Source organism: Rhizobium sp. BK491 (assembly GCF_014194925.1).
GTDB lineage: Bacteria > Pseudomonadota > Alphaproteobacteria > Rhizobiales > Rhizobiaceae > Rhizobium.
The window spans coordinates 23,384-42,466 of sequence record NZ_JACIAR010000016.1 but is presented as its reverse complement, the minus strand read 5'-3'; the positions used below and the strand labels follow the sequence as shown (position 1 = coordinate 42,466).

At 56.2% G+C, this 19,083-nt stretch carries 22 protein-coding genes; 10 read left to right on the top strand and 12 right to left on the bottom strand.

Going from position 1 to position 19,083, the window contains the following annotated elements:
• From FHX05_RS30655 to FHX05_RS28750, 5 genes are all read right to left on the bottom strand, one after another.
• Window positions 1–440: hypothetical protein (locus FHX05_RS30655; protein ID WP_246699147.1), on the bottom strand; the 440-nt coding region annotated here is incomplete at its 3' end.
• A gap of 35 nt (window positions 441–475) precedes the next feature.
• The gene (locus tag FHX05_RS28765; RefSeq protein WP_183715392.1) at window positions 476–787 is read right to left on the bottom strand and encodes a hypothetical protein; all 312 of its coding nucleotides are present in this window, start codon (window positions 785–787) and stop codon (window positions 476–478) included.
• A complete protein-coding gene (locus FHX05_RS28760; protein WP_183876172.1) occupies window positions 784–1,410 on the bottom strand; it encodes a thermonuclease family protein in 627 nt (208 codons plus the stop codon). The genes FHX05_RS28765 and FHX05_RS28760 overlap by 4 nt, the downstream gene beginning before the upstream one ends.
• Window positions 1,407–2,039 carry a thermonuclease family protein gene (locus FHX05_RS28755; protein ID WP_183715388.1) on the bottom strand — a complete coding sequence of 211 codons (633 nt, stop codon included), beginning with the start codon at window positions 2,037–2,039 and terminating at the stop codon, window positions 1,407–1,409. Before FHX05_RS28755 ends, FHX05_RS28760 begins: the two co-directional genes overlap by 4 nt.
• Before the next feature lie 8 nt (window positions 2,040–2,047).
• Window positions 2,048–2,752: a nuclease gene (locus tag FHX05_RS28750; RefSeq protein ID WP_246699146.1), complete on the bottom strand. Its 705-nt coding sequence runs from the start codon at window positions 2,750–2,752 to the stop codon at window positions 2,048–2,050.
• 112 nt (window positions 2,753–2,864) lie between these two features.
• On the opposite strand from FHX05_RS28750, the gene FHX05_RS28745 reads away from it, so the two are divergent.
• From FHX05_RS28745 to FHX05_RS28725, 5 genes are all read left to right on the top strand, one after another.
• Entirely contained in the window at window positions 2,865–3,263 is a 399-nt protein-coding gene (locus tag FHX05_RS28745; RefSeq protein ID WP_183715386.1) for a hypothetical protein, read from the top strand.
• 7 nt (window positions 3,264–3,270) lie between these two features.
• Window positions 3,271–4,020, top strand: a complete 750-nt coding sequence (locus tag FHX05_RS28740; protein WP_183715384.1) for a ParA family protein — start codon at window positions 3,271–3,273, stop codon at window positions 4,018–4,020.
• 101 nt (window positions 4,021–4,121) lie between these two features.
• On the top strand, window positions 4,122–4,430 hold the full coding sequence (locus tag FHX05_RS28735; protein WP_246699145.1) for a hypothetical protein: 309 nt from the start codon (window positions 4,122–4,124) through the stop codon (window positions 4,428–4,430).
• A gap of 4 nt (window positions 4,431–4,434) precedes the next feature.
• On the top strand, window positions 4,435–4,827 hold the full coding sequence (locus tag FHX05_RS28730) for a hypothetical protein (RefSeq protein ID WP_183715381.1): 393 nt from the start codon (window positions 4,435–4,437) through the stop codon (window positions 4,825–4,827).
• A complete protein-coding gene (locus FHX05_RS28725) occupies window positions 4,793–6,817 on the top strand; it encodes a hypothetical protein (RefSeq protein ID WP_183876168.1) in 2,025 nt (674 codons plus the stop codon). Before FHX05_RS28730 ends, FHX05_RS28725 begins: the two co-directional genes overlap by 35 nt.
• 11 nt (window positions 6,818–6,828) lie before the next feature.
• Here FHX05_RS28725 and FHX05_RS28720 read toward each other — a convergent pair whose 3' ends face one another.
• Together FHX05_RS28720 and FHX05_RS28715 are read right to left on the bottom strand one after the other, a co-directional pair.
• Window positions 6,829–7,521, bottom strand: a complete 693-nt coding sequence (locus tag FHX05_RS28720) for a hypothetical protein (RefSeq protein WP_246699144.1) — start codon at window positions 7,519–7,521, stop codon at window positions 6,829–6,831.
• A 92-nt stretch (window positions 7,522–7,613) separates the two neighbouring features.
• Entirely contained in the window at window positions 7,614–8,630 is a 1,017-nt protein-coding gene (locus tag FHX05_RS28715) for a class I SAM-dependent methyltransferase (protein ID WP_183876166.1), read from the bottom strand.
• A gap of 286 nt (window positions 8,631–8,916) precedes the next feature.
• On the opposite strand from FHX05_RS28715, the gene FHX05_RS30905 reads away from it, so the two are divergent.
• The 4 genes from FHX05_RS30905 to FHX05_RS28695 all read left to right on the top strand — a co-directional run bounded on the left by FHX05_RS30905 (window position 8,917) and on the right by FHX05_RS28695 (window position 13,393).
• Complete coding sequence (locus FHX05_RS30905) at window positions 8,917–9,837, top strand: helix-turn-helix domain-containing protein (RefSeq protein ID WP_183715375.1); 921 nt, start codon at window positions 8,917–8,919, stop codon at window positions 9,835–9,837.
• A gap of 77 nt (window positions 9,838–9,914) precedes the next feature.
• Complete coding sequence (locus FHX05_RS28705) at window positions 9,915–11,114, top strand: MFS transporter (protein ID WP_183715373.1); 1,200 nt, start codon at window positions 9,915–9,917, stop codon at window positions 11,112–11,114.
• A 3-nt stretch (window positions 11,115–11,117) separates the two neighbouring features.
• Entirely contained in the window at window positions 11,118–12,524 is a 1,407-nt protein-coding gene (locus FHX05_RS28700) for a hypothetical protein (protein ID WP_183715371.1), read from the top strand.
• Window positions 12,525–12,904: 380 nt separating this feature from the next.
• Window positions 12,905–13,393: a helix-turn-helix transcriptional regulator gene (locus tag FHX05_RS28695; protein WP_183715369.1), complete on the top strand. Its 489-nt coding sequence runs from the start codon at window positions 12,905–12,907 to the stop codon at window positions 13,391–13,393.
• Window positions 13,394–13,481: 88 nt separating this feature from the next.
• Here the strand turns inward: FHX05_RS28695 and FHX05_RS28690 are convergent, their stop codons facing one another.
• The 4 genes from FHX05_RS28690 to FHX05_RS28675 form a co-directional block, all read right to left on the bottom strand.
• Entirely contained in the window at window positions 13,482–14,717 is a 1,236-nt protein-coding gene (locus FHX05_RS28690) for a CapA family protein (RefSeq protein WP_183715367.1), read from the bottom strand.
• 82 nt (window positions 14,718–14,799) lie between these two features.
• Window positions 14,800–15,645 (bottom strand): transporter substrate-binding domain-containing protein, encoded by an 846-nt coding sequence (locus tag FHX05_RS28685; protein ID WP_183715365.1) that lies wholly within the window; start codon window positions 15,643–15,645, stop codon window positions 14,800–14,802.
• Window positions 15,646–15,720: 75 nt separating this feature from the next.
• Window positions 15,721–16,470, bottom strand: a complete 750-nt coding sequence (locus FHX05_RS28680; RefSeq protein WP_183715363.1) for an ABC transporter permease subunit — start codon at window positions 16,468–16,470, stop codon at window positions 15,721–15,723.
• Window positions 16,471–16,474: 4 nt separating this feature from the next.
• Window positions 16,475–17,140 (bottom strand): ABC transporter permease subunit, encoded by a 666-nt coding sequence (locus FHX05_RS28675; protein WP_183876164.1) that lies wholly within the window; start codon window positions 17,138–17,140, stop codon window positions 16,475–16,477.
• Window positions 17,141–17,387: 247 nt separating this feature from the next.
• Between FHX05_RS28675 and FHX05_RS28670 the strand changes: the two genes are divergently transcribed.
• A complete protein-coding gene (locus FHX05_RS28670; RefSeq protein ID WP_183876162.1) occupies window positions 17,388–18,317 on the top strand; it encodes a LysR family transcriptional regulator in 930 nt (309 codons plus the stop codon).
• Between the two features lie 324 nt (window positions 18,318–18,641).
• On the opposite strand, the gene FHX05_RS28665 is transcribed toward FHX05_RS28670, so the two are convergent.
• Window positions 18,642–19,046, bottom strand: coding sequence for a hypothetical protein (locus FHX05_RS28665; RefSeq protein WP_210295027.1), 405 nt, complete (start codon window positions 19,044–19,046; stop codon window positions 18,642–18,644).
• Window positions 19,047–19,083 lie beyond the last annotated feature (37 nt).

The following is a 19,083-nucleotide window of genomic DNA, read 5'->3' as shown; positions in this document are numbered from 1 at the left end:
CTCAGGCCATAGCTCAGATACCAGCGCACGCACAGCAAGATCACCGACTGCTCGAAATGCCGACCTTTGAACATTGCCAATCTCCGCGACTTCCGAAGATCAATGCCATGCCACCAGTAACCAGGAAGTTTGCAACAGAACCCACCGGGTTGGCTTGCTCCGGCAAATGATCCTGCCGTCGTTGTGATAATGCCTGAGCAGGTCACACCCGGCACGGACTGACGCGGTTTGCATTCCGAAATGCGCATTGACCGCCCGGATTGCGCAAGCGCAGCGCTTACCTCCTCGTCACTTGGGACGTCAGCGTTCGTCTTTTGTGACACTTCATCTTTCAGCCGCGCGACCTCGTGTTCCAGATCAGTCTCGCGATCGCTCCGGATGACTTCGTCGATCGCATAGCCGCCAGTCGTGCCGACGAGGAAGGCGATGGCGGCTGCCAAGACCGCGCCTCCGGAAGGCTTGTTTAGCGCCATGCTTAGTATCCCTCGATCCCGAGCCGTTTCAGGACGGCAGCCGGATTGGCTTCGCAGTCTTTCTTCCAATCGGGATGCTTGGCGCAGGCATAGGCGTACTGACTGAGATCGGCTGACGAGAGATCGGCAAGCCTGTTGCCGACAGCTTTCCACCGTTGCACATCGGCAGGATCGCAACCAGCACCTCCGGCTCCGCAAACGTCTGGATCACGCTGGTCTATCTGCTTCTGGGTAGCGCCGTCCTGCGCGGTCGCTATCGAAACGGATCCGGTCATCAATATGAGCGCTACAACGGCTGCAACAATGCGGCTCATTTAACCTCCATGCACGTCGTTAGAGTGGGTGATCTGGCGGGGACAACGGGTAAAGGCAGGGGCAAGCCGCTGTCAGCTTCCGGTGAGGAACCCCCGACCTTCTCTCCATTTGCCGTTGACGCCGTATAGAGCCAGGGAGGAAGGAGATCTGGCGATGACCAGACGCCGTACCCAAGGCCGCGCGCCTTCCTTTCGATATCGAAATAAGCGGGAACCTGAGGTTCGCCGCGGTAATTAAACGCATAGCCGATGCCTTCTGCGATCGCAGTGGCGGCGAGGTTTGTCTCTCCGACAAAGCAATGGGCAAGGATCACACCGTTGGCATCGCGAGCAATCGGTGCGCAGTTGACGTCCCGCCCAAGTGTTCGGAGGATCATCCAGGCCCGGGAGACCTGGCCCGCCGGCCAGTCGACGCCATCGCTGGTGGCCGTTTGCTCGAGACGAGGGGCTTCGTATCCCGCCAGCCGCACGGTCTGCGCGCTCTTCCGGAATTCAAAGGTGGTCGCGTCGACGACCTGGACTTTTCCATAAATCTGACGCGGGATGTCAGCTGGCCGGATTTGTGCGCTCGGGGCCGTCACTGTCATCGTCAAAAATATGGTCGACAGCGAAACAAGTCTCATCGTTGTGCACTCCCTTGGCCGGCAAGGATTGCGACGGGATGCGGCATGTCCGAATAGGCCCACAGTCCGGCGCGTGCCGATCGTGCACTTTCTTCCGCCACCCTGTAGCCGGGAACGATCAAATGGCCGGCGGTGTCGACGGCGGCGAATCCCCACCCCTCGGCGATCATGTAAGTTGCGAGATCATAGCGCCGTTCGCCTGTTGTCGTTTGGCAGCCGACCACGGCATTGTTCTGATCGATGTCCCTGATGGTTGTGCAGACGGGATTCGTATCTCTTATCAACGCCTGGACCATGATCAGGTTAAGCTCTCCGCAATCCCTGACAACACCGGGAGAAATTGTGACGGGTGTCCCGCGGAGACACGCTTGCAGGCCATAGAGACGATATCGCCGCCCGCCGGAAATCCAGGTGTCGCCGGTTTCGAACTGCGCCCGTTCTGGAAAAGGCGCGAATTCGGTTCCATCGCTTTCGTGGTTATCTACGGCGGCCGTTTTGCTCCCAGTCGCCTGGACCAGTATAATCGGAGCTTGGAGGCGCGGAGGTTCTGGGATGTTCGAGCCGGCGAGCATGGGCATGATCGACATGCCTGCAAAAAGGCCGGAGGCTGCTAGCGTGGTTATCAACATCAGGAACCTCATCGCGATGAGTTTGCGGAAGGGTTGGCGCGATAGCGCTCACCGTAAGGATGCAGGAACTGCGCGTTTGCCCAGATTCCGGCTTTGGCTTTCTGCGCGAGTTCCTCTACCTGTGCATATTCTGGAAACACTGCCCGGCCGGTGCGATCGCGTGCCGCGAACGCTACTCCCTTTGTAAGGAGCACTTCGGAAAGCGATCGTGTTTCACCGTCCTCCACGAAGAAGCATTCGGCAAAACGTACGGTCGGAGAACCGGAATTTTGGCCGAGGAAATGACACGGGAAAGCGTTGCCGGCGCCGGCCTCAGCCTCCTCGAGCATGGCGGTTAGACCGGCGAGCGAGACCATCGCGCATGTGGTCTGCACGCCGGCAAATTCCATCTTTTCGGTCGAGAGGCAGCCGTGGACACCGGCCAATTTAATGATGGTGCCGTCGGAGGCGAGGAACGCGCTTCCGCTCAATGCGCCTTCCGGTGTGATGGTTTGCAGGCTGAGACGCTCGGCGATCGAGGAGACATCGAGAGGCTTCTGCGGGGCAGGGATCAAATCCCGCCCTTCCGCGTAGGCCTTCTGATAGTAGCTTACAAATCTTGAGACCGCATCCTCTTCGCCCGCAAGCGTCGCTGCATTTGTCGTGCATGCAATGATGCAGAGGAGGAGTTGAGCGAGCCGTCGTGCGCCAGGTTTCATGCTTGCGTCCGTCATCAATTGGCTCCGGCGATGATGCATAAAATTATACTGCAGTGCAAGTCTGGAAAAGTCGGAAAGATTGCGATATGTCTTCTCAAACGCGAAACTGGGACATGGAGAAAGGCAGATGTCGCTACAGCAGACAGCCACAAGGATCGTGATCTTCCCCTTCAGGGCCCTATGGTTCCTGATTTTAAGCATCAATTTTCTGATCGTCTCGGCCGCCTGTGTCTTGATTGCGGCCTTTGTTGCCTACGCCCTTGCGCTGACGATTTCCTATCTCTTCTTCCCGGCGGCGTGGACGCGGGGACTATGGGAATGGGCGGCCAGTCTGTATGCGCAGTCCCCTTGGTTCAAAGGCGCGACGATCACCGTCTTCGTTCTCCTTCTTCTGCCAGTCCTGAAACTCTGGCCGGGCAGAGATCTCAAGGCAGACACAGCCCGGGAGCGTGAAGCGATGAGGATCAACGACGATCTGATCGCTGCTCGCCAGCGCACGCTAGCCCAAGCAAAACTTCGAGGCTGAGGGTTCCATGACAGGCAAACCACTTTCGCTCGCGATCTCGACCTTCAAGGGCGGCGCCGGGAAATCGACCTTGAACGTCAATCTCGCAGCCGAGTTCGCCCAGCAGGGACACAGGACACTGCTTATCGATTGTGACGAGCAGGAATCGTCGACCCGCTGGTACAATGTCTCGATGAAGCGGGGGCTGCTCCCGAACGATGGAACGCTGTTGCATATGCGGGTCGCGCCGGACGACCGGTTCGCAGATCGCCTTGCGGAGGCGCCTGCTGCTGACATTCGGATCTACGACGTTGGCGGATACGTTCACCAGCGGGCAATCGAGGTCTACCACGAATGCGATGCGGTGCTCATTCCCGTCATCCCCGAACCGACGGCCGCGACCTCCGCCATCAAGGTGGCAACGATTTTGAAGGAGATTTCCAGGAAGCGGACGCAAGGTCCGATCCCGTATGCGGCGATCTGGAACTTTGTGGACATGATCGCCCTCAAGCATAATCGCTCCCTCCCGGAGGTCCATGCTATCCTGACGAGCGGCCGAATTCCGTTGGTGGACACAGTCGTTCGCAAGAGCAATCACTTCAGCGACGTCGGCGCCGGCTTTGGGACGCTCTATTCCAAGCTTACCAGCATCGAGAACAATCCGGCGCTGACCCCGTCGGCTAAGCGGCGCGCCTCCGAAAGCGTGCTCGACGCGATCGATCTGGTCAAAAAAATCAACAACGAATTCATCGGCCTTCTGCAGGCCGAGGCTGCCTGAGCGCGATGTCGAGGGAACGAACGCCAGCCGGTAACATTCTCGCTCTTTCGCGATCGAGAAAAGACCAGGCGAAGGTCGTAGAGGAGGATGCGACCTCTTACATGCCGACCAGCCTAGATCTCGACAAGCTCATGCCGGAGGATCCTTCCCAGACGCAGGAGCCGGGCGTCGAGCGGGAAACGATGTCAGAGCACCGTCGCTCTCCAGGGAAAAGCAAACTTCGCGAGGAGCAGGCGGTAAAAGCCCAAGCCGATGTAAACATTGGCTCGGCCAAGCGAAAGCGCATTTCCCTGTACCTCGACGACGACGTGCTGACGAAGATTTTCCGTGTATCGCTGGAACGGCATGAGCAACTCTCCTCGGCGACCCACAGACTGATCCTCGAAGCCTTGAAGGCGAGGGGGCTGTAGGCAGATGCGTGAACCGGCCATCATGTTCCGTCTACCTACCCATGTCCTCAGCAACGTGGAGCTGCTTGCCAGCCGTCTCGACATCTCGGTCAACCTCATCGCGAAGCTCATCGTGACTAGGGAGATCATGCATGTACCCGCGATCCTGGAAGAGCATGACCGCCAGTTGGGAAACATGCATCAATTCCTTCGTGAGCTCGCTTTCCGCAACGAGGAGTTTCTGTCGGGAAGGAGCGATCAAGACATCCTCGCGGCGGCAATCATGGCGAAGCTGGACGAGATCATGGGAGCTCTTGATTCAATTCGTGATGCTTCTTTCGTCAGACCGTCCACCTTTATCGCCGACCTGATCAGGAGACACGATGAACGACCTCTCCAGAAGTCGCTCCGGATCTAGGCGTGAAGGCCGAAGGCTGCCGAGCTATTTGGACCTCATCGAGGATGAGCTTCGACGGCGCGGCGGCGGGGGTGGTGGAGCAAAAAAGGCGCCGCCGAGGACGAAAGTCGGGCTACCCTCGGCAGCGCGCAACGCTGGCGCAGCGACAGCATTCAGTCGAGCGAGTGGCAACAACGCCGTCGTCGTCAAGGTTTTGTCGTATGGAGCAGGTGCCGCCTCGGCACGCAACGTTCTTGCCTATCAAAGCAAAGAAGAAAAGGCACACGATCAGGATGGCCGCGAAATCTCCGATCTCAGCGCAGAAGTCCGATCCTGGGAGAGGGAGTTCGGAAACCGGAAAGGAAGCAAGGACGTGCTGCGGCTGACCTATGAGCTCGAGAGCACCGATCGAGGCCGCGTTGCGCGCGCATTGAGCTCGCTTGCGTCAGAAGGGTTTCGCGACGTTGGTGATACGGATCGGACCTACGCATTCAGCGTCAGCGAAGGCGTGAAGGGCCAAACCCGTCTGAACCTCGCGCTGGTGATTGCGCATGAGAAGCGGGACCGATCAGACCGCAGCACCCAGAATCGCGTCGTGGCTGAAATCGATGACGTGAATGCAATCGATTCACGGTTGGACGAGGCATTGCGTGCGGAGGGGATCACGCCGGTCTCGCGCTATCCGGTGGAGTTTTCGAGTGGTCCGAAGGGGTTCATGGCGGCGCTGCATGCGATGCAGCGCGGAGACGCGGAAGTGACGCTTTCGACCAAGACGCACTTAGAGGAGCGTCCGGGAAAGAGCGGCCGCTATCAGCAAGGCGTCGCACGGCGCGAGTTGAAAACAAGCGATCACAAGCAGCTCACGGCGGAGGGCAAGATCGTCGGGGCGCTCATGCAGACACGCCAGCCTCGGGACTTCATGCATCTGTTGCTGTCGGGGCCGGCCAATGTCGACCGGGATCAGTTCATTCTCGCTGGCCGCGATTTCCTGAGAGAGCAATTTTTCGGTCACCGCTATGCCTATGCCGTCCACAATCGCAATGACCTTGATAAGCATCCGCACCTGCATGTGATCGTTGCGCTGCGTAACAGCAGCGGCAAGATGCTCAATCCCAATATTCGTGACTTCACGGAGTGGCGCACTCGCTTCGCCGAAAAGGCGTGGGAACGTGGAATAGCTATCGATCGTCAAAAACGCATCGAACGTGCCGGCCCCCCGCCGGTCAAACGCTGGGAATGGGAGATGTTCCGGCGGATGGGAGCCACGGCCCCGAGCAACGTGGTCGACAAGGTTCTGGCCAAGCTTCGCGACACGCCGACCGCGCCGAGACTGGAGCGCGCCAGGAGACGGCTCGAACAAAGCAGGCGCTCAGTCGGACTTGTCATTAGAATGCTGGACGGAATTGCGAAAGATCGATCTGCGCCTAGTACGGCGCGCGAGCTGAGCCGAGATTTATCAATCGGACTACAACGCGAATACCGCCGGCTTGAGACAGCCGTCCATGATGGCCGCGATCCCACAAGAGAGAAAGGCGAAGAACACATGCTACGATCGACACCCATCAGCGCCGCCCAGGCGAAGACCGCGAAAGAAACCCTCGCGAATACCGCGCTAAGCCTTGCCGCGAAAATCGTCAATCCATCCGATCGGCTGATGTTCGAGCAGGCGACAAAGGTTATTGGAAAGGTCGTTGGACTGCAGCTGGACGCTCGCATCCCGAAGGACCGCGACCGCGTCGAAACCGGTGAAAATAATCGCGGTTCTGACAGCCTGGAAACGAAGTCGGCGGCCGGCCGCGATCATATTGCCGAGCAGGGGATCGTCAACAAAAGCTCGAGCAACCGCTCTCTCGACGCGTCACGTATCGCCCGGTCCAACGCGCAGCATGGTAGGTCCGAAACGGAGCGATCAGATCGCGATCGTGAGAAAACGCGACTGAGCGATCGGGAAATACCTAAGTCGATCAAGCTTCGACCGCCACGGCAAAAGGACAGAGATCGCAACCGCTGACGCACCGCCAATCATTCTGATCGGACGCCGATGCAGTGGTGTCCGGCGCGATGAGGCAGCCCCAATATCTGTTCGATCGTGGCTCGAAGCCGTCCGATCTCCGTTGTTGTAGATTGACTTGGCTGTTGCGCCTCCGTTTCCATCCGGCGTGGCATGACACAATCGCTTCCCTGGCCAACAACCTGGATGAACGTGACATCCGCGGTGTTTGCGGCGAGGAGTCCTGCTGCAGAGGCGCTGACGAATACGGTTTCCCTATTGTCGATCCCGTACAACTCTATCGATCGTCGGATCATTCCGGCGCCACGCTTTTGTCGCCAATCATCTCGATGTCGAAGTTTCGAGCCGCGATTTCCTGAGAGTTCACTCCATGTCATCCAGAAATCTGGCATGGCACTACGAATGCGAAGCAACTCATCGAGCAGGCTCGTGAGGGTGGTGAATTCCGATCTCCCATATGAGACAGCATCCATCCCTCTTTCGTCCGAGATGAAGCCGAATCGAAGATTGAGCTCTCGCAGCTCTCGTAACATTTCAACGAATTCGTCGCTAACGTCCCCCAGCATGAGATCCCTGGAGGGACTTTTCCGGCTCAGAAGGAGACCATCTCTGTCGAAAATGACGAGGCTGGCGCAGCCAATTCTTCGCATGACGCAGTGAAGGCCGCGAGCGTTGAAATTCATAGACTGACCATCGCTGCTCAAATTTGCTCCGCCTTTCCAAAAGCTTCTAGAATAAATCGGACACTGGATAACGAGAGGCGCCGTTGCATGGCTCCGATGGCCCATTCTCGGTATCACCGAAGGGGTCCAGATCTGTCTGAGACAGGCACGGCTTCGGATACGGGATAAAGCCGATATGGCAGGTCCGCGTAGACGTATTCCGCCGGGATTGGGGCCGGGTATAGTCTCGACAGGAACAGCTCGAGATTTTCTGCGTCGTTGCTGGCGACAAGCGTGTAAAAATTCCCGCTGTTCCAGATGACGATCGTGTGGCCGAAAAAATGACGCAGCGTCTCGCGGATTTCCACCAGACTGACTTCGTTTCGATTCATATGCGTTAGAACGGTCTCTTCCTTCGCGCGAATGTCGGCAGCGCTGAAAAAACGGGCCTTGAAACCATGGTCCTTTTGCCGTTCACGCCGCCGATATTCCTCGTCGTCTTCATGCGTGAACTTCTCAATGAATATGAAGAGTCCATGGCTTTTAAGATGCTGCGATACAAAACGAATTTGATCGAAGCGATTGGGCGAATACATCTGGAAGGTCGTGTCCTCGACGATGATGTCGAAGCCGCCTGCAAACGTCCGAAGCTTGTCATCATTTTGGATCTTTTGAGGCGTCAGATGATGAAACGGTCCATGGAAAAACATGGCATGCGAAGGAACCCCATAGGCATAAAAGCTCCTCAAGTTCTCGATGTTTGGGCTGCACGATAGTGCTTCGACCCTACCATCGGCGAGTTCAGCTATCACGCGCGCCATCGTGCCCTCAGCTGCTCCCAATGTGTAGAGTTTCAATTTTCGTTTTCTCGCGCGCATATATTTGAGGATCGCACAACCCATGCGGCATTCCTCTTCGAAGCGGTATGGGATGCTACTGAGGTAATGCTGATCGAACGGGCCCTGCCGCAGTGGGTGAAGAGCTGAAAAGCGCCGGAAGGTTAGATCCGGCGGAAAGAAGCGGCGATCAAACTTAGGCTGGCGGATGGGCTTACCTGCTTGTCCCGATGCGGTTGTCGAAAAGAACTCCGAAAGCTCGTTGAGACGAGGTGCGCGGTCGCATTCCGCTATAAAGTCGTCAAATTCGGGCATGCGAAAGACCTGCCTTTCTCTCGCATTATCGCCGCTTGGTGATTTAAAGACGCAAATTGAGAATGCCGGACGATCGAGGTAAGTCTGAGACGACGAACGCCACGGCGGCTTCCTCGCGATAATGCTCGTTCGTAAGATGAGCTTCATCCTGAGGTTCTCGCATCCACAATTTTGATGGGCTTTCACGAAATTGATATAGAATTCGACCTCAGGTTAAAGGACGTTTGATCGACAACTTTTGATCAGATAGGTTACGGCGATCTTTAAACAGGAGAAGCCAATCAACGTGGGGATCGTTCCAGCCGTTCAACCCGAAAAAATAAAGCAGTCGCAAGCGCGGGTCGTCCTTCACAAGCATGGCCATTGGAAGCACGCTCGCGCCGATGTTGTCCGTCGGGTCGGCTTAGCTCGGCAGGAAATCGACGTTGTAACGGATCACCACCTGATTTTTCTGAATATACGAGGCGCCGCCAGGTCAGGCGAAAACTACATTGACGGACGAAATGCCGGCTTTACTCCCCGTCAGGACGGTTCTCTCGTTTACATTCCGCCTGGTTGCCGATGGAGCGGCTGGGATGAGGGTGACCCCGAGGCTTGCTATCTCATGATAACGGTTGCAAGCGAGTTACTGGTCGACTTGTCTGCAAGGCTGCCTGGCACCCGTAGTTTTCGCCCAAAGCTCGGTTTTAGGGATCTACCAATACAATGCCTAGCGAGGCAGATTGCCGGCGAGCTTTCATATGACGATCCGATAAGCGACTTGATTGTCGAAGGACATCTGGCGGCCATCTTTGGACTTTTGCACCGCGGTTCTCGAATATCAGGCAAGGCTCCCCGCGGGGGCATGGCGCCCGCGCAGCTGAAGAGAGTGATTGAAAAAATCGACGCCCATATCGATCGACCTCCGAGCGTGCGCTCGCTCGCCGAAGAAGCAGGTGTGACCTATGAGCACTTTTGCCGCGCATTCAAGCACTCCCAAGGCCTCACTCCTTATGCCTTCTACAATCGACGTCGTCTCGAACGCGCCAGCGATCTTCTCCGTACGACAGCGATGACAGTCACTGAGGTTGCGCTTGCCTGCGGCTATGCGAGTGGAAGCCATCTGTCGACCAGATTTCGACGCGAGACGGGACTTTCGCCCGCGGAATACCGTGCTGTCTGGAGAGGACAAGCTCGTTCCGAGCCAGAAATAATATCAATTTCGTGAAAGCCGCAGGCCTTTGAATGGAATAGGGTGCCCTCATGTAATTGTCAGGAGGGACTGCGGATGGAGTCGGGATATTGATGGGCCGGAATGTCGCTTGCCGCGTCTATCTGTGCTGCGTTGTGACATCGTCTGCCGGCCGCAATGCTTATTTCGTGCTAACAGCGTGGATTGCCGTCGACGTCAGCCACGGCGCGAGCGTCCTTGCTATTCTTCTCGCGCTCGGCAGCGCCGCCGAATTGTTGACGAGTAATGTCGGCGGCGCGCTGGTCGATCGATTTGATCGCAGCATCGTCTGCATGAGTTGTGATCTGCTTCGGCTGGCGCTGATGGTGTCGACCGGTGTAGGTCTCTCGTTTGTCGACCCGCTGCTCATCCTTTATATCTCGTGGACGATCTTTGCGATCGTCGACAGAACCCATTTGACGGCATTGCAAGCACTGATTCCGTCAATTGTCGGTCCCGAAAAACTTTGGTCCTTCAACTCGGCCTCCTATATTGGAATGCAGGCAGGCAATCTGCTCGCCGCCATCGTCACGGGATTCGCTCTCACCGCCAAAGACACGGACTTGACGCCGGTCCTACCGGGTGTTTGCTTTATTCTCTCTCTGTTGGCGCCGTGGGCTATGCGCAACCGATGGCAGCGCTCCTCTTCTCAACAGCGCTCCATCAGGGACGGCATCCGTTGCCTGGACCTCTTGCCGACGACGAGCACACTTCGCTCGCTGAAGGCCAGCGCCTCTATATACGCTCTGATTTACACAATGGGTATGCTCGTGAACGTGCTGGCCTCCGCATATGTGATCCATGAATTGGACGGCACGGCGGTACAATTCGGCTACCTTGAGGCCGGATGGGCCTTTGGTTCTATTGCTGGCTGTGCAAGCTTTCTTTCAGGCCACAGGTGTTGGCGGCAGAACATTCTTGTTCATTTGGGGCTCGCCGGCTTGTTTCTTCTCGGCTTTTGGGTCGTCCCAAGCTTCGTCTTCGCGCTCTTTCAAATGACTATTCTCGGCCTGAGCTATAACATCGCGCGGGTTCTGATTGATGTGCAAGTTCAATCTACCGTCCCTGTCGGCATGTTGGGGCGTGCCAGAAGCCAGATCCATACAATTTGCGTGGCGGTCGGGCTTTTGGGCTATGGCATCATCGGCTTTCTCGGAAGCGCGGTCCTGCCTTCACAGATATTGGGGTTTTTCGGCGCCGTTATGATCGCCGTTGCTCTCTTCCTTTATTTTACAAGGGATCGGGGAGGGCCGCTGAAAAGCCGGCTTGTTTGAGGAATGGAGACCTCGATCGATGCAGAGTTCATATCCAAGAGTAAGGTATTGGCTCTGATATTTGAGCTGTTCCCGTGGGCTCGACGGTTTGAGCAGGCGCCAGTGGAAGCCTATGCCAAGTCTGTCTTCGCTGTTGCGCGCCACCAACCCAATTGCGGTACGCGCAGCCAAGCCATGTCGCTATTGCGGTCACGGATCGTAAAGGTGGCGCAGCGCCAGGGTTTTTCGAAAGAGCAAGCATTTCGACTTGGAGGAGCGATCCAGGCCGCGCCCGTATTGCAGACCGGCCCCCACCTTCACCTGCTGATTGAGCCTGACGCATTTTATACTCATCTGTTCTCATTGATGGGGCTCCGCGCCCACGGAAGGAGGTGTTATATCTCCTATGGTTGTTCGACCGTGAAGTTCGTGGAACGTGGCCGTAAAGGTCCCGCTTGGCTTCAAATTGATGGCCAGGCGATCAATGTTTTCGGCCTGTCGCGCAGCAAAATGATCCCATATAGCATCCTGGGCAGAAACAATTGCTACAGCTTTCAGCTTCAAAATGCCGCCAAGCCGGGTGCCGACTCAGAGGCAATTTCCAGCCTCCGCAGTATTTTGCCGTCCGACGAATTTCCCTCGGCAGCTGAGGCGATCAAGGCGGCAAACATTAAACTCTGGCAGTGCTATTTCGACAACGGGATCGACTTCCTTCAGTTCGACGACAATGACGTTGCCCATCTGGTGAGAGATCACCTTTGCGACGAGCAATCCTGGCTGCGAACCCGGCTGATCGAGGACAGGGCCTTTGCCGTACAGCTCCTAGGGTGCATCGATCGGTTAACCAATACAGCCTGGCGAGGATGGCTGAAGAACTCGACGCATTTTTTCTGGGGCTGTATCGATGGACGGCTCATTCCGCTTTGCCTCAATGGTCCCATTCTTCGGTCGACCGATGCGGACGATATCCGCGTTGAATTTACGCCGGCAAGTTTGGTCGAAGCCCTCGAGAACGGCCAGATCGTTCCGAATCTTCTGTTGATGTTCATCGTCACATCGATCCTGCCCGGCGTCCGTGTTCTCGGCGGAAGTCGGCATACAATCTACTATCCTTTGATGCGCTGGGCGTTCTGTGACGCGCTGAGAACGGACGATCGCGATGCGCAGCTTCTCTCCGCGCTGGCGGAGGACCAGCGACCGGGTGCCTGGGGTCACCGGATTGTTTCCTCGCCCTGTGAACCATTTTCGCTGCTGAATACGCTCGGCCAAGGCGGGATTGCGACGCTTCTTGATCGATTTCGCCGAATGGACATCGAAGAAGCTTGCGGGTCGCTTTTAAGCTTCACGCAGGATCCTTTATGGGCGGAACTGGCTGCCGATTTCTCATCTGGCAAGGTGAGCAGAGATTGCCCGCAATGGGCATTTTCCTGATCGCGCAACGATAGTTTGTACCGACATCTCATTGGCGAGCTGGAGAGCTTACCCTCTCTCGGCGAACGCGTGCCTTGAGGCGAAGTCTTTGAATCTTGTGACGAATTCGGTTGCGCGGCAAACGGATTTCAACTATCTTTTTCGATGAGGCAGTACGCGCTGCCTTGGGGCGTAGTAACCCCTACACGCGGTTGATGCCGGCCGATACGGCATCACACTCCTTGACCTTTTAGGTCGGGGAGCCTGTGGCGTATGTCCAGGTTCCCCGGAACTAAAGGCCACAGGGCCGTCGTGTACGGTTACTAACTCCCCGATCAGTGGGTTGAGCGAGTTTTCAGCGGGGGCGTACCGCATGAAACTCTCCATTCGGGGTGTCGACCATGAATCGCCACATACCAGCCGTCCAGATCCGATCATCAAGGCGCGCGCAAGCTGCGCTATCGAAAACTGAACGCGAAACAGTGCATCCTGTCGATCTCCATGTCGGGCAGCAGATTCGGATTCGCCGGATACAGTCGAATGTATCGCTGGGCGATCTTGGCGCTGGCATCGGCGTCAGCCTGCAACAGGTGCAGAAATATGAAAGCGGCCGGAACCGCGTCAGCGCCTCCATGCTCTACGAGGTCGCAAATCGCCTTCGGGTCCCGGTATCAAAGTTCTTCGAAGGCCTTCCAGATCCTGCAACGTCCGAGGACAGCCGCATCACAACCGAGGTCGATGAAAGGATCGCCTATATTTCCACTGCAGAAGGGCGTCGTCTGATTGAGGACGTTTTGCTCCTTCCAGCGCGTGTTCGCAGCCGCGTTGTCGCTCTCGTCAGTTCAATTGCTGATGAAGAGATGGAGGAGGAGCCGAACGCTGATCGCTAGGAAAGCGTGAAAAAATTGGCGGCTGTGGGCCGCCGATCGTGGAAATTGGATGCGGCGCTGTCGCATCGGCGCTTTTCCGCGTTCGCGCCTAAAGGACGATCCGGCCGATCCCATTATCCTGGGATAGGATGGTATCGAAGCCAGCACTGCGCACGGCGAGATCTTTAAGTATCTCTTCCGCCATCTTGCCGTCGACAAGAACAGGAAAGGGTAGGCGGCCACGGTCTCGGTCCGACAGTGCCTCAATTCCGCCGATTACGATTGGACGCACGCTGATGTCTCGCAAACGTCCGCCCGGGCCGTAGTTGCAGGTCGCGACAACGCTCTTCCAAACTTCCGGCGGGCTCCATTCCTGCTCTTCCTTCTCGGTATGGAAGAGAAAGTTTCCGAGGCCGTAGAAAATCGGGGTGTCCCGATAAATCTCAATTGCTTGCAAGACCGGGGCACCATGGCTGACGAACAGGCCTGCGCCTGCGTTCACGCAGTGATGGGCAAATTCCCGGACCCAGGAGGGGACCTGCTGCCAGCTCGGTTCCCAGTGATGGTGATGCAAGTAGACGATGACGAACGTGCCGTCATTTGCTTCTTCCACGATCGTCGAGAGCTGGGCCCAGGCGCTATGTCTGTCGATCACGATACGGCGAACATTGCGATCAGCTCTATGAAACATCGTTCCGTAGAAATCGATTTCGGTCTTGTCGTTGACCTCAGGCGGATCCTCCGGTTGGGCATAATTGGCCCGCTCCAGATTTGAACTCAGAAATCGCCTTTGTATAGAACGAAGTACGTTGAAGGTTTCCACCTCCACATCGAATACCCTCGATACCTTCAGTCTGTTGATACCGGGCCTAGCCATCCGGCCCTCGCTCGCATCCTCGGCATACATGAACGACGGTCCGGGGCCGGCATCGATTGCAATCAGCGCAACGTTCCTGGATCCGAATGTTTTTTTCCCTGGTTTGGCGGCATGACGTTGGTCAACACCGATGCCGGCATGAAGGAAGTTTTGTGCCGCAACCTCCTCCAGCGTCGACAGGATTCCCGAGGGGCCAAGATCAAAGGCATGGTTGTTCGCCAAAGCCAGGCTGTTGAATCCCAACTCCTTCAGAGCTGGCAAAACCTCAGGTGCCGCGGCCCCGAAGTAGGAGCCCTTGAGCGGCCAGCCGCCATGACGGCTATAAATGGTCGTCTCGAGATTGGTAAAAGCGACATCGCTCGCCTTGAGAATTTGGGCAATCTCATCGAGCTGCGGGTCGCTGATCGATCTCAGGTCGTGACGAATGAGCGACTGGCCGGTCAGAGCAATGGAAAAGGGCGCGGACATACAGTCTCCCTTTGATTTTCGGATTATCGACTGACTATGCATTCAGCCTATTGTTCGAAGAGGGCACGGGCGGAGCGCGCCTCTAGTTTGAGGCCTGTGGCGAGACATCGATTTTGAACCACTGTTCGCTTAGGCGCTTTAACGTTCCATCTCTTGTCGCGGCTTCGATGGCGTTATCGAACGCGGTGATGAGTTCCTGATCGTCCTTCCTAAGGCCGACACCGACCCCCGGCCCCCACAAACCACCTGAGAGCTGTGGACCGTATAAGGTTGCGGTCCCGCCATCTTTGCTACCTAGAAATGCTTTCCATGTGAAGTAGTCGGCAAGTCCGCCGTCGATGCGTTCGGCCACGAGGTCGAGATGCATATTGTCCTGGGAATCGTAGCTCCTGATCGTTGCCACCTTACCGAACAAGTCGTTTAACACCGCTTCAGAATTCGAAGATCGTAAAACGCCCAGGGTTTTGCCGGTGAGGGCCGTGCGAAGCTGATCAATGACAGCCTGTTTTCCGGCGTCGATGGCCGTCAAATTCAATTTCTCCGATGTATCGGTCGGCGGCAGCCTGAGATCCTTGCGCACGACGAGTTGGTTGAAGCCTCCGGCATAGGGCTGAGAAAACGCGATGGACTTCTTTCGCTTTTCCGTAATCGCCATGCCGGACATGATGGCGTCGAATTTTCCGACGGTCAGCGCTGGTATAATTCCGTCCCAGTCTTGTGGCACGAAGGTGCATTCGACGTGCATGCGCCGGCAGAGTTCCCGCCCGACTTCGACGTCAAAGCCGAACAGTTTGCCTTCAGCGCTGATGGCATTCCAGGGCGGCGACGCACCTTCGGAGGCAATAGTGATGGTCTTTCGATCCATCGCATTCGAATTGATGGCCAATAGAAGCAGAGAGGATAGTGCAAGCGTGACAGTTCGTTTCATAACCTTAATCCCTTCATCATCGTTGGGTTTGACGGTTGGGGCTCTGGCGAGCCCGCGCTGATATCGAGCGCCGCTTCAGGTTGGCGTGGTGGCGAGCGATGGTTTTGGCCGGTGCTTCTTCGAGTTATCAGGAGCGAAGACGGACGGTTTGTTCGGGTGCGCCCAGCGCAGCTCCAGAATTTGGAACGCTTGAGTGATTATGAGCGTAAGCAGCAGGTAAAGACCGCCGGCGACGACGAAAACCTCGTATGGTGCGAATGTCTCAGATACCAACTGTCGAGCGAGGCCGGTTATTTCCAGCAAGGTGATCGTGCTTGCGAGTGAACTCGCTTTCAGCATTCCAATAACTTCGTTGACGTAGGCCGGAAGCGCGATGCGGATCGTGAGTGGGAAGACGATTAACCGCGCCGTATGAAAACCGGATAAACCCAAGGATCTGGCGGCCTCTAGCTGTCCTCGCGGGACCGTCTGGATTCCTCCGCGAAGAACCTCGGTAGTATGGGCAGTACTGTTTAACGTGAAGGCGATGAATGCACACCAGAACGGTTCTCTCATCACTGGCCAAAGAAAACTCTGACGGACGAACGGAAGCTGCGCGACGCCGTAGTACATCAGGAAAAGCTGTACAAGCAGTGGCGTGCCGCGAAAGGCATAGGTATAGGCAAGCACCGGTACAGAGGCGCATGGATTGGATGATGCGCGTAGGAACGCTAGCGGGATCGAGATCACAAAGCCTGAGGCAAGCGATGCGAATGTGAGTGCTAAAGTTAAAGCCAAGCCTCGGGGAAGGGTGAAAAGCGCCTCAAGCACAACGGTGGTATTCATCGCTTCAACCTTTCGCCGAGGAAACAGGGTAGCGACGCGCAACTAGCCTGAACGAAAGCAGAGAAAGGCTCGTCAGTGTAAGATAGATCGCAGACGCGGCGAGGTAGAAGGGGAGGGGTGCGCGCAAGGAACCTGCGCCGACGTAGGCGACACGCATGACATCCGTCAGCCCCACGACGGAGATCAGGGACGTATCCTTGATCAAAGAGATACAAAGATTGCAGAAGGCTGGTAAGGCGATCGGGATCATCTGGGGGATGATGATCAAAAGCCAAATTTGCCAGCGCGGCAGTCCGAGTGACATGGCGGCTTCTCTCTGGCCTGCAGCAATTGCGTTGATCGACCCGCGAAATATCTCCGCAGCGTAGGCGCTAAACACCACGGTCAATGCCGCTACACCGGCCGCGAACGCATTGATCTCGATATAGCGACCAACGATCGCGCTGAGGAGAGCCGTTCCGCCAAAATACATGAGGAGAATGATGAGGAGTTCCGGAACACCTCGAATGATCCCCGTATAGGCTTGCATGCTCGCTGAAAGAGCTTTTCGGCGTGAGTTTCGGAGGATTGCGATAAGCAATCCTAATGTGGTTCCGAGCGCACAGCTTAAGAAAAAGACGATGAGCGTGTTCGTCAGGCCATGCCTGAACTGGCCTATGAAGTCGAGCAAAACAATATCTCCTCTAAATATCGTATACTTTACCGCTTATCGAAAAGATGTTTTCTCAGTAAAAGGAAAAAACTGGATGCGCAACCATATAGCGAACGATTAATCTGATTTAACTCGTGATTAATCTGGCTTACGGGCCAAAATATACTTTGACTCGGGATCGTCAATTTATAAGATGAACGAAATTTCAATAAGCATAGCTTATAGCCTTGGTGGTGTGAAACATGGACTGAGGGACGGGACGACAATGGAAATCGTTGGTTCAACGGTAAGGATCCGCCAGCTTCAAATCTTGCGAGAGGTCATGCGCGCGGGCTCGGAAAGGCTTGCAGCGCAAGCGCTGCGAATAACGCAACCAGCGGTTAGTCAGAACGTCAGGCAGTTGGAGGAGGCGATCGGCTTTGCACTCTTCCGCCGGGAAAACAACAGATTGAGTCCTACCGATAAGGCATGGGAACTTCTGCGCACGATTGATGCGGCGTTTGCCGGTCTTGATCGCATTGGGCCGTCAATCGAATTTCTCCGGAACAACGACACGCGCGTGATTGGGATCGCAGCACCAGGCGCCTTCTCATTTGGAAGCTTGCCGCTCGTCGTCAAAAAGATTCGCGAGAAGAGCCGTTCCTATACCGTGCAGGTCAAATCGGGGAGCTATCAGCAGATCGCCGACCATGTCTTAACCGGTAGGGTGGATCTCGGGATTTCCCGATTGCCGCTCGACGAACGCACCTTCGATTGGATGCCTGTCGGTACGGCGACCAATGTGTGTCTGTTTCCGCCAAATCACCGGTTCGCTTCGCAGCGTGTGGTCACGCCCGAAGACCTTATCGGCGAAGCCATTATTGACATCGACCCGCAGTTTGCGTCTCATCAGATGAGTGTCAATGCGCTGCGATATATGGGAACACAGCCAGAAATTGTCGTTGAGTATGATGTGAATAGCCACGACGTTGGTTATGTCATGGCAGGTATCGGTGTCTCGATTACGAATGAGATTATTGCGAGGGAATATGCTGGTTTCGACGTTGAGTTCCGGCTCTTCGAGCCTGGAGCAGTTTATCACTATGTGATTTTTTGGCAGAAGGATCGAAAGCTGAGCGATGGCCTCCGATTTGCTGTCGAAGAACTGGCCGCAGTTGTGGCAGATGCCTCCTGTAGCCAGTCTTGCGATGTGTGAATCGATGCGCGGTAGCGACACAGTTTCACGGCGCTGGATGCAAGTTCCATGGTGGAGCAACGCCAGTCAAAGATATTGAGGCGCTTGCGGGGAATCGGTCGCATCTACGGTGTCCGCGATGTGCCGACTGAACCATCGGTCAGCGGTAGCGCGAGACCGCGCATGAGCGCTGAGATCGGTCTTCGATGGTCCTAGCGGGCAGCCGGGGATGCCTGCGGCCGCCGGGCAACTCATGAAATCTGCTCTCTTCAGCCGTCGCGTCGTTATTGTGTCGTAGAGTGGCACCATGTGGATTAGCGGAATGTGAAGGCGCTTGGCGAAATCTCATGGTAATGCTCGTAATACGGGTAAATCTAGCATAATCCAGTTTATGGAACTTAAGTGGTCCGTAACGGTGAAAATATCGCCGTCTCTGGCGATGCTATAATCGCCGTAGTTGCCATGAAACTCGACGATATTCGTGCCAAGGCCGCCATCGATCGTGGCATTGCCGCGGCCAACGACGACCACATCGTTGCCGGCGCGCCCATAGATGTAGTCGTCCCCGCCGCCTGCACTGATAATGCTACCGCCGTCTGAGGCATAAATCACATCGCCGTTGGGACCGGCATAAATGACCGCCTTACCGGTGCCCCCGATAATGAGGTTGTTTCCCGAGCCACCCGAAAGGACATCGTTGCCACCACCACCAATCAGTGTCTGGTTGCCGGATCCCCCCTTGATAAACACGCCGTTCTCTCCGCCCGAACGGATCACATCGTCGCCG

Bases quoted from the DNA above. Each gene is read 5' to 3' on its own strand.
- FHX05_RS28765 (WP_183715392.1), bottom strand. From the start codon at position 787: ATGAGCCGCATTGTTGCAGCCGTTGTAGCGCTCATATTGATGACCGGA.
- FHX05_RS28760 (WP_183876172.1), bottom strand. From the start codon at position 1,410: ATGAGACTTGTTTCGCTGTCGACCATATTTTTGACGATGACAGTGACG.
- FHX05_RS28755 (WP_183715388.1), bottom strand. From the start codon at position 2,039: ATGTTGATAACCACGCTAGCAGCCTCCGGCCTTTTTGCAGGCATGTCG.
- FHX05_RS28750 (WP_246699146.1), bottom strand. From the start codon at position 2,752: ATGACGGACGCAAGCATGAAACCTGGCGCACGACGGCTCGCTCAACTC.
- FHX05_RS28745 (WP_183715386.1), top strand. From the start codon at position 2,865: ATGTCGCTACAGCAGACAGCCACAAGGATCGTGATCTTCCCCTTCAGG.
- FHX05_RS28740 (WP_183715384.1), top strand. From the start codon at position 3,271: ATGACAGGCAAACCACTTTCGCTCGCGATCTCGACCTTCAAGGGCGGC.
- FHX05_RS28735 (WP_246699145.1), top strand. From the start codon at position 4,122: ATGCCGACCAGCCTAGATCTCGACAAGCTCATGCCGGAGGATCCTTCC.
- FHX05_RS28730 (WP_183715381.1), top strand. From the start codon at position 4,435: ATGCGTGAACCGGCCATCATGTTCCGTCTACCTACCCATGTCCTCAGC.
- FHX05_RS28725 (WP_183876168.1), top strand. From the start codon at position 4,793: ATGAACGACCTCTCCAGAAGTCGCTCCGGATCTAGGCGTGAAGGCCGA.
- FHX05_RS28715 (WP_183876166.1), bottom strand. From the start codon at position 8,630: ATGCCCGAATTTGACGACTTTATAGCGGAATGCGACCGCGCACCTCGT.
- FHX05_RS28705 (WP_183715373.1), top strand. From the start codon at position 9,915: ATGGGCCGGAATGTCGCTTGCCGCGTCTATCTGTGCTGCGTTGTGACA.
- FHX05_RS28700 (WP_183715371.1), top strand. From the start codon at position 11,118: ATGGAGACCTCGATCGATGCAGAGTTCATATCCAAGAGTAAGGTATTG.
- FHX05_RS28695 (WP_183715369.1), top strand. From the start codon at position 12,905: ATGAATCGCCACATACCAGCCGTCCAGATCCGATCATCAAGGCGCGCG.
- FHX05_RS28690 (WP_183715367.1), bottom strand. From the start codon at position 14,717: ATGTCCGCGCCCTTTTCCATTGCTCTGACCGGCCAGTCGCTCATTCGT.
- FHX05_RS28685 (WP_183715365.1), bottom strand. From the start codon at position 15,645: ATGAAACGAACTGTCACGCTTGCACTATCCTCTCTGCTTCTATTGGCC.
- FHX05_RS28680 (WP_183715363.1), bottom strand. From the start codon at position 16,470: ATGAATACCACCGTTGTGCTTGAGGCGCTTTTCACCCTTCCCCGAGGC.
- FHX05_RS28670 (WP_183876162.1), top strand. From the start codon at position 17,388: ATGGAAATCGTTGGTTCAACGGTAAGGATCCGCCAGCTTCAAATCTTG.